At 66.2% G+C, this 11,723-nt stretch carries 10 protein-coding genes; 5 read left to right on the forward strand and 5 right to left on the reverse strand.

Annotated features, from left to right (window positions below; genetic code table 11):
- Together DBR12_RS10985 and DBR12_RS10990 are read right to left on the reverse strand one after the other, a co-directional pair.
- The coding region (locus DBR12_RS10985; protein ID WP_108617277.1) for an FMN-binding negative transcriptional regulator at window positions 1-419 on the reverse strand (419 nt) is incomplete at its 3' end.
- A 1-nt stretch (window position 420) separates the two neighbouring features.
- Window positions 421-900: an OsmC family protein gene (locus DBR12_RS10990; protein WP_108617278.1), complete on the reverse strand. Its 480-nt coding sequence runs from the start codon at window positions 898-900 to the stop codon at window positions 421-423.
- Between the two features lie 77 nt (window positions 901-977).
- On the opposite strand from DBR12_RS10990, the gene DBR12_RS10995 reads away from it, so the two are divergent.
- The 3 genes from DBR12_RS10995 (at window position 978) to DBR12_RS11005 (ending at window position 5,140) form a co-directional block, all read left to right on the forward strand.
- On the forward strand, window positions 978-2,447 hold the full coding sequence (locus tag DBR12_RS10995) for a PLP-dependent aminotransferase family protein (RefSeq protein ID WP_108617284.1): 1,470 nt from the start codon (window positions 978-980) through the stop codon (window positions 2,445-2,447).
- Window positions 2,448-2,549: 102 nt separating this feature from the next.
- Window positions 2,550-3,128 carry a gamma carbonic anhydrase family protein gene (locus DBR12_RS11000; RefSeq protein ID WP_108617279.1) on the forward strand — a complete coding sequence of 193 codons (579 nt, stop codon included), beginning with the start codon at window positions 2,550-2,552 and terminating at the stop codon, window positions 3,126-3,128.
- Between the two features lie 131 nt (window positions 3,129-3,259).
- Window positions 3,260-5,140, forward strand: coding sequence for a radical SAM protein (locus tag DBR12_RS11005; protein ID WP_108617280.1), 1,881 nt, complete (start codon window positions 3,260-3,262; stop codon window positions 5,138-5,140).
- A gap of 15 nt (window positions 5,141-5,155) precedes the next feature.
- On the opposite strand, the gene DBR12_RS11010 is transcribed toward DBR12_RS11005, so the two are convergent.
- Window positions 5,156-6,232 carry an ankyrin repeat domain-containing protein gene (locus DBR12_RS11010; protein WP_108617281.1) on the reverse strand — a complete coding sequence of 359 codons (1,077 nt, stop codon included), beginning with the start codon at window positions 6,230-6,232 and terminating at the stop codon, window positions 5,156-5,158.
- 420 nt (window positions 6,233-6,652) lie between these two features.
- Window positions 6,653-8,029, reverse strand: a complete 1,377-nt coding sequence (locus DBR12_RS11015) for a hypothetical protein (RefSeq protein ID WP_233244393.1) — start codon at window positions 8,027-8,029, stop codon at window positions 6,653-6,655.
- Window positions 8,030-8,167: 138 nt separating this feature from the next.
- On the opposite strand from DBR12_RS11015, the gene dinG reads away from it, so the two are divergent.
- Together dinG and DBR12_RS11025 are read left to right on the forward strand one after the other, a co-directional pair.
- A complete protein-coding gene (dinG, locus tag DBR12_RS11020) occupies window positions 8,168-10,330 on the forward strand; it encodes an ATP-dependent DNA helicase DinG (protein ID WP_108617282.1) in 2,163 nt (720 codons plus the stop codon).
- 50 nt (window positions 10,331-10,380) lie between these two features.
- Complete coding sequence (locus DBR12_RS11025) at window positions 10,381-10,740, forward strand: zinc ribbon domain-containing protein YjdM (protein ID WP_108617283.1); 360 nt, start codon at window positions 10,381-10,383, stop codon at window positions 10,738-10,740.
- A 69-nt stretch (window positions 10,741-10,809) separates the two neighbouring features.
- On the opposite strand, the gene DBR12_RS11030 is transcribed toward DBR12_RS11025, so the two are convergent.
- Window positions 10,810-11,723 (reverse strand): IPTL-CTERM sorting domain-containing protein (locus DBR12_RS11030; RefSeq protein ID WP_146185515.1); only part of this gene is annotated, 914 nt, incomplete at its 5' end.

Here is an 11,723-nt window from a genome sequence, read left to right on the forward strand (position 1 = left end):
GGGTCGGGGCGGTGGGCCTCGTGCTGCTCGCTCAGGGTGTGCAGGATGGCGCGCAGGCGCACCGGGTCGTCGAACGCGCTCAGAGCGCCGTGGGCGTGCACGGTGGCGTAGTTCCAGGTGGGCACCTGCTTGCCGTCCAGGGCCTTGGACGGGTACCACGAGGGCGACACGTAGGCCTGCGGGCCGTGGAACACCGCCACGGCCTGCTGGGGCAGCAGCGGCCACAGCGTGTTGGCGCGCGCCACATGGCCGATGAGCGAGCCATTCGGGCCACGCGTGGGGTCCAGATACAGCGGGATGTGGTTGGCGTGCAGCGCTCCGTCATGGGCGATGACCAGCGTGGCCAGCGGCTGCGCGCGCACCAGCGCATGCAGCACGGCCGGGTCCGTCACCTGAAACTGCCGGTTGGCGTTGGCCATGTCAGCCCCCTTCCACTTCCAGCACGGGCGCGCAGTCGATCTGCGTCTTGACCGAGTTGGCCAGAAAACAAGCCGCATGGGCACGGTGGTGCAGGTCGGCGAGCTGTGCGGCAGTGGGCGCGTGAGCCGCGTCAAAGCGCGTGACGGGGCGCAACTGCACGTGGGTGACGGCAATCTGGCCCTGTGCGTTCTTGGCCATGGTGCCCACAGCCGCGTCGGTGTAGCTGTTGAGCCGAAAGCCCGCGCGGCTGGCAAAGTCCATGAACCACAGCATGTGGCAGCTCGACAGCGCGGCGATGTAGGCCTCTTCCGGGTCTACCGCTGCCGCGTCGGAATAGGGCAGCGGCACCACATGGGGCGATGACGATGCGGCCACGGTGGCGCCGCCATCAAACTGCCAGGTGTGGGCGCGGTGGTAGCGCTTGTCCAGAAAGTCGTCGCTGCCACGGGACCAGGTGATGGTGGCGGTGTGCTCGGCCATGGGTCAGTGTTCCTTCACGGGTTTCTAAAATGGTTCTTCAGTTTATGACCACACAGGCGTTTGGAAGGGGCCAATTCATGCCAGTTGCCGGAGCCAATCGCCAGACCACGGCCACCCAGAGCAGGCACCTCGGCCAGCTGCATCAGTTGCGCCAGCAGGTGTACGACCAACTGCGCTGCGCCATTGAGCAGGGCAGCCTGCGGGCAGGCACGCGCCTGCCGCCTTCGCGCGAGCATGCGGCCAGCCTGGGCGTGTCGCGCAACACCGTGCTGTGGGCCGTGCAGCGGCTGCAGGCCGAGGGCTATGTGGTGGCACGCGTGGGCGACGGCACCTATGTATCGCAGGCCGCAGACACACCGCCCACACAAGGGCTGGTCGCGCCGCCGCGTGGGCTGTCGCGGCGCGGGCAGCTCATTGCCGAGACGGCTGCCCGCTGGCGCCCATCGCATGTGGCGGCACGCGCGTTTCGCATTGGCGCGCCCGAGGTGGACACGTTTCCGTTTGCGCTGTGGGACCGCCTGGCACGGCAAGCCAGCACGCGCCAGCGCAGCGACCAGGCCCAGTACCTCGACCCGGCTGGCAACCCCGACCTGCGCAGCGCCGTGGCCCAGTGGCTCTGGGCCTCGCGCGGCATCCGCTGCGATGCGGCGCAGGTGGTGGTGTGCTCGGGCTCACAGCAGGGTATCGACCTGATAGCGCGGCTGCTGCTGGATGTGGGCGATGAAGTGCTGGTGGAAGACCCCGGCTACCCCGGCATCCGCGCCAGCCTGCTGGGCCACGGCGTGCTGGCGCGGCCCGTGGCGCTGGATGCACAGGGCCTGCGCATCGACGAAGGTGCGGCCCAGTGGCCCGCTGCGTGCATGGCCGTGGTCACGCCCACGCACCAGTTCCCCACCGGCGTGTGCATGGATTTGCCGCGCCGCCAGGCCCTGCTGCAATGGGCGCGCACGCACGATGCCTGGGTGGTGGAAGACGACTACGACGGCGAGTTTCAATACGGCGGCGCTGCCCAGCGAGTACCCGCCCTGTGCAGCCTGCCGGGCTCGGAGCGGGTGCTGTACGTGGGCACCTTCAGCAAGACGCTGCACCCCGGCCTGCGCCTGGGTTTTGTGGTGGTGCCACCTGCGCTGGTGGAAGCCTTTGCCATGGCCCGCGCCATCACCGACCGGCACGCGCCTGGCGACACACAGGCGGTGCTGGCGCGCTTCATTGCCGAAGGCCACTTGCTGCGCCACCTGCGGCAGATGCGCGAGCTGTACCAGGCACGCCAGCGGGTGCTGATTGATGCGCTGGCTGACGCCAGCGATGGCGCCTGGCAACTGCAGCCCAGCGACCGAGGCATGCACCTGTTGCACGAGGCGGCCACAGGCACCGACGACGAAACCCTGAGCCGCAACGCACTGACCGCTGGCGTGATGCTGGCGCCGCTGTCGCGCTACGCTATGCAGTCAGCGCGCAAAGGCTGGCTGCTGGGGTATGCGGGGTACAGCGAGGGGGAGATGCGTGCGGCGGCGCGCGTGGTGGGCGCGTTGGCACGCAGGCTGTGACCACAGGACGCGCCCCGCCACAGTCCATATCGCCCCATGCGGGCTGAGGGCCCACCCCATTTGCACTACGCTTCAAGGTTTTGCCCTTGCTGCATCTGCACCATGCCCTTGTCTCCCTACCTCGATACCGCCCCCACGCTGGGCTCCAACGTTTTCATCCACGCCAGCGCACAAGTCATCGGTGACGTCACCCTCGGTGACGACAGCTCCGTGTGGTGCAACGCGGTGCTGCGCGGTGACGTGAACCGCATCACCGTGGGCCGCTGCAGCAACGTGCAGGACCTGACCATGGGCCATGTATCGCACCGCAACGCCGCCAAGCCCGAAGGATCACCGCTGGTGATTGGCGACTACGTGACGGTGGGCCACTCGGTCATCCTGCACGGCTGCCGCATCGGCAACGAATGCCTCATCGGCATGGGCTCCATCGTGATGGACGACGCGGTGATCGAAGACCGCGTGATGCTGGGCGCAGGCAGCCTGGTCTCGCCCGGCAAGGTGCTGGAAAGCGGCTACCTCTACATCGGCCGCCCGGCGGTGCGCCAGCGTGCGCTGACCGATGCAGAGATCGCGTACCTCAAGTATTCGGCCGAGCACTATGTACGGGTGAAGAATAACTATCTGGCGGGCACACCCGATTCGGCTGCGGTGCCGCCTGCGCCCCCCGCCCACCAGGGATAAAGCCGGGCCGGGATAATCGGGGGCTTCCACGATCCCCGCGGCGGCACCGCATCGCCCAATTGCTTTTCCCCACCATGTCTGCCGTCGCCCCTCCCGCCTCACCGCAACGCGTGCTCTCCGTCATCCCCCCGATGACGCAGCTGAACACGCCATACCCCTCCACCGCCTACCTCACCGGCTTTCTGCGCTCGCGCGGCGTGACGGCGTTCCAGGAGGACCTGGCACTGGCGCTGGTGTTGCGCTTGCTCTCATCCGAAGGGCTGCGCGAGGTGGCCGCCCAGGTGGATGCGCTGCCCGCCAAAAAACAAAGCCCCGCCGTGCAGAGTTTTGCGGCGCAAAAGGACCGCTACCTCGCCACCATCGGCCCCGCCATTGCGTTTTTGCAAGGCCGCGACAGCACGCTGGCGCACCGCATCGTGGGCCGCAACTACCTGCCCGAGGGCCCGCGCTTTGCATCGCTGGATGTGTACGTGGATGACGAAGGCGGCGACCCGCTGGGCTGGGCTTTTGGTGCGCTGGGCCTCACGGACAAGGCCAAGCACCTGGCCACGCTGTATCTGAACGACCTGGCCGATGTGCTGCGCGATGCGGTGGACGAGCGCTTTGAGTTTGTGCGTTATGCCGAATCGCTGGCGGGCAGCCAGCCCACGTTTGACCCACTGGCCAACGCACTCGCTGCGCCGCACACACTGGTCGATGATCTGCTGCTCCAGCTAACGAACGAGGCTATCGAACGGCACCGGCCCGATGTAGTGCTGCTGTCGGTGCCATTCCCCGGCTCGGTGTATGCGGCGTTCCGCATTGCCCAGGCCATCAAGGCGCGGCACCCGCACATCGCCACCGTGCTGGGCGGCGGCTTTGTGAACACCGAACTGCGCGAGCTGGCCGACCCGCGCGTGTTTGACTTCTTTGACTACGTGACGCTGGACGCGGGCGAACGCCCATTGCTGGCTCTGCTGGAACACCTGCGTGGCGAGCGCGGGCGCCAGCGCTTGGTGCGCACCTTCGTGCGCAACGATGGAGAAGGTGGCGATGGCGTGGTGCAGTACATCAACATGATGGAAGCCGACATCGCCTTTGCCGAGGTGGGCACGCCCACCTGGGACGGCCTGCCGCTGGACCGCTACCTGTCGCTTTTGGACATGCTCAACCCTATGCACCGGCTGTGGAGCGACGGGCGCTGGAACAAGCTGACGGTGGCGCACGGCTGCTACTGGAAGAAGTGCAGCTTTTGCGACGTGAGCCTGGACTACATCAGCCGCTACGAAGGCGCCAGCGCCGCCGTGCTGGCCGACCGCATCGAGCAGATCGTGCGCGAGACGGGGCAGACGGGTTTTCACTTTGTGGACGAAGCCGCGCCGCCCAAGGCGCTCAAGGCGCTGGCCACCGAGCTGATCGCGCGCAACGCGGGCATCAGCTGGTGGGGCAATGTGCGGTTTGAAAAAACCTTCACCCCCGACCTGGCCGAGCTGCTGGCCGACAGCGGCTGCATTGCGATCTCGGGCGGGCTCGAAGTCGCATCAGACCGGCTGCTCACGCTCATGAAAAAAGGCGTGTCGGTGGACCAGGTGGCGCGGGTGACGCGGGCGTTCACCGACGCGGGCATCCTGGTGCATGCGTACCTGATGTACGGCTTTCCCACCCAGACGGTGCAGGACACCGTGGATGCGCTCGAATACGTGCGGCAGTTGTTTGCCAATGGCTGCATCCAGAGCGGCTTCTTTCACCGCTTTGCCTGCACCGTGCATTCACCCGTCGGCAAGAACCCCGAGGAATACGGCGTGACGCTGGCGCCGCTGCCGCCGGGCGACTTTGCCAAGAACGACGTGGCCTTCATCGACCCCACCGGCGTGGACCACGACGCGCTGGGCAGCGCGCTCAAGAAGGCCATCTACAACTACATGCACGGCATTGGGCTGGAAGAAGACGTGCGCACGTGGTTCCCGTTCAAGGTGCCCAAGACCACCGTGCGGCGCGACCGGATCGAGCGGGCGCTGCAGCAGCGCGGCTGAGCCCGCATTATTTCTTCAGGCAGCCGCCATGAAAGCCAGGATGTCGTCGAAGTCCTTGCGGTCCTTGGGCGTCTGGTACTTGTAGGCAGCGAACGACTGCTGGAGCATTCCGGTCAGCCGGTCACGGCGTTGCACGAGTTCGGCCTTCCACGCCGGGTCGCGCACCAGCAGTTTCAGGATAGCGAGCTTGCCGTCCAGGTTCTCGTACATGGCGTCGAACGAGCGGGCCGTGAGCTCCAGCAAATTGGCCAGCTTGGGCAGGCCGCGTGTTGTGGCCCCCTTGTCCAGGAGCGACTGCACGATCTTGGCTTGGTGGTAGTAGATGGCGATCTCGATGGGGTAGCTTTCCGAGGTGCGCTTGGCGCGTCCATCGGGGTCGGCACCGTGCTGCAGCAGCAGGTCCACGATCTTGGGTGCAGAGAACCGACAGGCCTCGTACAGGTTGGGATAGCCCTGGTGAAGCATGTTGGGGTCAGCGCCATGCTCCAGCATGAGCTGCACGACCTTCACGCGCTTGTCGGTGATGGCCTTGTTCAGGCAGGAGTAGCCGGAAGAGAACTTGCTGTTGGGGTCGGCCCCCTTCTCCAGCAGGGCCTGTACGGTGGCCTGGTTCTTCGAGAACCCGATGGCGCGGATAAAGGCATAGGTCGGGTCGTTCTGCTCGCGCTCGGCAGCCTCAATGATCTTTCCCACCCGGCCAAGCTGAGCGGTCAGGGCCAGGGTCTTCATGAGTGCCACCACATCGGCGGGTGGCTTTTTCTTGCCGTCGATGAAGCCGTATTCAAGCTTGTGAGCGACCTCGTCGTCCACCAGCTCGGCGTGCAACGCATGGCACACCTTGGACAAGGGCTTGATGAAATCACCAACATCGGCAGAGCCAGAGATGAAGGCCGCGTCGATCACCAGGCCCGAACGCTCGTAGCGGTCGAAGCCCAGGTAGTCCGAAGGGTGAATGGTGAGCTTGCGGGCCGCAAAGAAGGCCCTGACTGCCGCTTCAAGCCCAGCACCATCGGGAGTGCTGAAAACCGCATGCAGTGCGTCGGCATCGGTATCGTTCTTGCAGACCAGCGTGAATCGCGTCGTGGTTTCCATGTTTTCTCGGATGGACTGAAGCAGTGGTTTTTACAGGCATCATATTTCCATGCAGACACCTCGCCCGCCCTTCACCGCCGCCATCTTCTGCACGGATGGACTGCTGGTCGACTCCGAGCGCGTTCACGGCGGCGCGGGTGCCGTCAAACTGATAAAAATTGCCCCCTAGCGCTTATCCCTCAAGCGCTAATAGCTACAAAATTAATAGCAAATACCGCTTCTGCTCCTGGCAGGCCTTGTCGGCCGGAGGTCCCCAGTCGGGGTCCTGCAGTCCACGTTTCACATCGCGGCAGGCCTGCTCCATCTTGGCGTCGGGTCCGCTGCCGGGCTACGGCTGGGGCTGGGTCGTGTTCACGCGCCGCTAGCCGCCCGCGCTGTAGGCCCAGGCCCTGCGCTGCTACGGGCATGCGGAGCCTGCTGTCACCAGAACAGCCACCGCTCCAGCGCATGGAGCAAGATGAACACGATGACGCCGAGCAAGAAGAGGATCGCCTTGCGGCGCGCCCGCTCGCTCACCACCAGCTTGTAGACCGTGTACGCGGCGAGCGTGCACGCAAAAGGCGCCGCGATGGCGGCCCCGGACATGATGATCGCTGCGAGCTTGCCCCAGCCGTCGATCCCGCCCATGGTCCAGATCGAACGCAAGTAGATCGCGCTCGGAATGGCCAGGCCCACCCACAGCACCCCGGACGCCACCGCCACGCTGAAGTGGTGGGCGAGCAGGCCATAAAGCACCAATGCGCCCACCACCCCGCCCAGGAACGCCAGCCGCTTGAGCCAAAGCGGCAGCGACTCGCCAGAGCTGCGCGCTGGCGTGGCGTCACGGGCCTTCTTGGCCGCTGCGGCCGCCACCTGGGCCCTTTCTTTTTGCAGTTGTTGCTGCTTCTCGGTGGATTCGCGGGCGCCGCGCAGGAAGTCGTCCACCGCCGGGTTGTCCACCTGCACAAGGATGCGCGCGGTGCGCGACAGGGCCTGGTCGTGCTGGGGAATGATGGTCTGCAGCGCCGCCCCTTGGCTGAACCATTGCCCCATCTGCGCCAGCCAGCTGACACCAGCAGGTGGCAGTCCGTAGCCGCCCTCGACCGCACTGCACAGGTAGTACTGGGTGGTTTGCGGCGGCACCAGCGGGCGCGTGCTGTAGCGGGGCAGCGCGCATTGCATCAGCGGCGCTGCTGGCTGCAGGCCGGGGCGGCCGAGCTGTAGCGCGAACTCCGGCAGGGGCAGGGGTTCGGCCAGACTGTTGCGCACCCCCAGCCACAGGTACAGCCCCCGGGGCCGCCCATCCGGCGCCCGCCGCACCCACAAACCCGGCCCTTCCTGCACCAGCTCGGTCCCCAGCGCATCCAGCTCGGGGGGGCGGGGTACGTCAAGGCCATCACGATCCCATTCGGCCCGCAGCTGCTGCGCCTGCAGGATGGCGGGCCACACGGCCCGGGCGCGGCGCTCCAGAAAGTACGGGTCCAGCTCTCGGCCATGGGCGATGGCGGCTTCGATGCTGCTCGCAGCGGGCGCTGGCGCACCTTCCAGTGCCCGCAGCCAATCGTCCGCCAAGGCCAGCCGCAGATGAATCGCATCCGCGCCCTGGCCCACAGCCTCGGCGGCGCGCCCCCAGGCAAACCGTGCCGGGTCGGTGGGCAACACTTGCTGCGTGAGCAGGCGCTGGCGTTCCTGGGTTGTGTCTGCCTGCGCCATCGCTGGCGAGGTCTTGGTTTGCGCCCTGGCTCCCTCACTGGCCACCAGGCACACCACCAGCACCGCCCAGCCCAGCCATCGCACCAAGGCTTGCTGCCACGACATGGCCCCGTGCAGGCCAAGGCCTGCAACCTGCGCCGTTCTTCCTCGCATCGCATCCCCCTTTTTTGTTGTCGTTGTGCGCAGATTGTGCGGCCAAGGGGTTGCGGCGGCCAGGCCGTCTGGAGCATGCGACACTACTGTATGTCTCAACAGGTTTGGGCCGCGCAGGCCCTGGAAGCATTTGATGCGGTGGTGCAGGCCACCGCAGGTTTTCGCAGCCGCACTGGCCAGCGGCTGATGGCCGAGCAGGTGGCGCGCACGTTCAGCAGCGCCACGCTGGGCAAGGTGGATGAAGAAAGTGGCGAGGCCGCGCCCACGCGGTCCATCGCCGTCATCCAGGCGGGCACGGGGGTGGGCAAGTCGCTGGCGTATTGCGCACCCGCCATTGCGCTGGCGCTGGCGCGGGGCACGCGGGTGTTGATCTCTACGGCCACGGTGGCGCTGCAGGAGCAGTTGGTCAACAAAGACCTGCCCGCGCTGGCCGCGCTGCTGCCGCAGCCCTTCAAATTTGCGCTGGCCAAAGGGCGCGGGCGCTATGTGTGCAAGCTCAAGCTCGACCGCCTGGCGGGCACGGGCGAGGCGGAGGAGGAGGGCGAAGACGACCTGTTTGCGGAGGAAGAAGCCGCCGCCCGCGCCAAGCGCCCCCGGCACGAGACCGAGGCGCGCATCCAGTTCTATTCCACGATGGCGCAGACGCTGTCGAAAGGCGCATGGGATGGCGACCGCGACAGCCTGGACACGCCGCCCGAGCCCGAGGTGTGGAGCCCCGTGGCGGCCGAAGGTGCGTCGTGCACGGGCAAACACTGCCCGGCCTTCAGCCAGTGCACCTACTACGACAAGCGCAAGGAGCTGGTGGGTGCGCAGGTGATTGTGGCCAACCACGATTTGCTGCTGTCATCCCTGGGCGCGCGCGTGCTGCCCGAACTGGACAACTGCCTGCTGGTGCTGGACGAAGCCCACCACCTGCCCGCCACAGCACTCGACCAGTTTGCGTGCAGCATGGACCTGTCGCGCATCACCTGGATTGAGCGTCTTGCCAGCCGGGGCCTGCGCATTGGCGCGCTGCTAGAGGTCGAAGAGATTGCCGACATCCCCAAACACTCGGCCCAGTTGCGGCAGACACTACAGGACCTGGCGCGCATCGTGATGGACATGTACGGCGCCCAGCTCAAGAGCCAGCCCAGCGCCTGGGGCCCGGCGCGCGTGCGTGTGCCACGCGGCGAGTTGCCCGAGCCGTTGATTGCGCCCTTGGGCCTGCTGGCCGCCAGCGCCGAGGGCTTCCTCGACGCCCTGCGCGCCATCAGCAAGGCCTTACGCGCCGAGATGCGCGACAAGCCGGACGAGGCAAAGCGCCTGTCCACGCTGTACGCACAGATCGGCATGCTGGCCCCGCGCCTGGAAGAGCTGCACGCCACTGCGCAACTGCTGCTGCAGGATGCGCCCGAAGGTGCGGTGCCCGCCGCCAAATGGTTCACGCTGGAGGTGGATGGCGACTTCATCGTAGTCAAGGCGCACGCCAGCCCCATCCTGCCCGGCACCACGCTGCGCAACCACCTGTGGAGTGCAGTGCGCGGTGCGGTGCTCACATCGGCCACGCTCACCAGTTGCGGGCACTTTGATTTCTTCTTGCGCGAGGCAGGCCTGCATGGCGACGAGGCGACCACCACGCTGGAGGTACCCAGCCCCTTCAACTACGCCGCGCAGGGCACGCTGATTGCCGCTGAGACGCGCGCCGACCCCAAGAACGCCGCGCAGTTCACCACCGAGATGGTCGATGCGCTGCTGCACGACATTGCCCGTGTGGAATACGGCGCGCTGGTGCTGTTCACCTCGCGCGAGCAAATGCGCCAGGCAGTGGATGCGCTGCCCACCGCCATGCGCAGCGTGGTGCTGGTGCAGAACGCGCTGCCACGCACGCAGTTGCTGCGCCGCCACCGCGAGCGTGTGGACAACGGCGAGCCCTCGGTCATCTTCGGCATGCAGTCGTTTGGCGAGGGGCTGGATTTGCCGGGGCGGCTGTGCGAGTCGGTGTTCATCACCAAGCTGCCGTTTGCTCCACCCGACGACCCCGTGGGCGAGGCCCGCGCCGAATGGCTGCGCGCCGTGGGCCGCGACCCCTTCAGCGAGCTGGTGGTGCCTGCCACGGCCATCCGCCTCGCGCAATGGGTGGGCCGCGCGATTCGCACCGAAGAAGACATGGCGCATGTGTACTGCTACGACAAGCGCCTGACGCGCACCAGCTATGGCCAGCGCCTGCTCAAAGGCCTGCCGCCGTTTGCGCTGGAACAACGTGCGCCGCTGTAGCCGCTGTACAGTCGCCAGCCCTTGTCACTACAACAACCAGAAAGAAAAACATGCCCCACACCATTCCCGCCTGCCCCCAATGCGGCCTGGAGAACACCTACCCCGACGGCAGCAACTACGTGTGCCCCGACTGCGCCTTTGAGTGGCCCCAGGTGGCGGACGCTGCCGAGTCCGATGCCGCAGAAGCAGGCGACGGCGTGGTGCGCGATGCGAATGGCAACCCCCTGGCCGATGGCGACGCGGTGATCCTGGTGAAAGACCTCAAGGTCAAGGGCTCGTCGTCCACGCTCAAGAAGGGCACCAAGATCAAGAGCATCCGCCTGGTCGATGGCGCCGACGGCCACAACGTGGACTGCAAGACCGACCTGGGCAGCATGCTGCTGAAGTCGGAGTTTTTGAAGAAGGCTTGAGGCCACAGCCGAGCCAGGGGGCTAGCGAATACAAGCAGACCACAGAGACTGTGGCCCTTGTACGAGGGTTCACACCATGTTTCTGCGCCGCAGGGTGCCCAGCCCCAAAGCCCCCATAAACAGCGACAACACAATCATCCCCCACTCGCTCAGCGTAGGAATGGATGCGGCTCCAGACGGCGCAGCGGCCAACGACACCATCGCAAACGGGTCTGCAATGGCACCTAACTGCGTGTCGTTGTCACCGATGCCGTTGTCCACTACGGTGTAGGTGACTGAATCACCGCTCACCGTACCGTGGGTAAACCATGATGCGGCGGCGCCCCTGGTGGCAGGGCCATATTTGTAGGGCTGCAGCCCGGTGATCGATCCAGCAGGATAGTCAATGCGCACCGACAAGGTGGCGTTGGTACAGCCAGACGCAGTGAACCGAAACACTCCTTTCGGAAAGTTAGCCCCTGCGGGTGCGCCAGCAGGTACCGTGATATTGAACTGCGCTGACGCGACCGTGCAGCCGGGTGGAGTACCAATTTGCACATTGGCGCTACCCCCGCCAGGCAACTGCAAACCGGATTGGCTCCACATCTGGGGAGTGGCACTAACCGACGCTGAAGCGCCGCTGGTGCCCACTGCGTTGGTGGCCTTGACGGTGAAGGTGTAGGTCACGCCGTTGGTCAACCCAGACACTGTGCAGCTGGTGGCCGTGACCGGGGCAGGGCAGCTTACCGTGGCTCCGCCACCTGCGGGCGTGCCTGTGACTTGGTAGCTTTGTATGACGCTGCCGCCATTGTTCGCTGGCGCTGTCCAGGACAGCGTCACAGCGCCGCTGCCCACCACCGCTGTCAGGCCCGTGGGGGCGTCGGGAACCCCTTGGGGTGTGGCGCTGGCCGATGCTGAGGCACCACTGGTGCCCACTGCATTGGTGGCCTTGACGGTGAAGGTGTAGGTCACTCCGTTGGTCAGCCCAGACACGGTGCAGCTGG

This window comes from Acidovorax sp. HMWF029 (assembly GCF_003060895.1).
Lineage (GTDB): Bacteria > Pseudomonadota > Gammaproteobacteria > Burkholderiales > Burkholderiaceae_C > Acidovorax.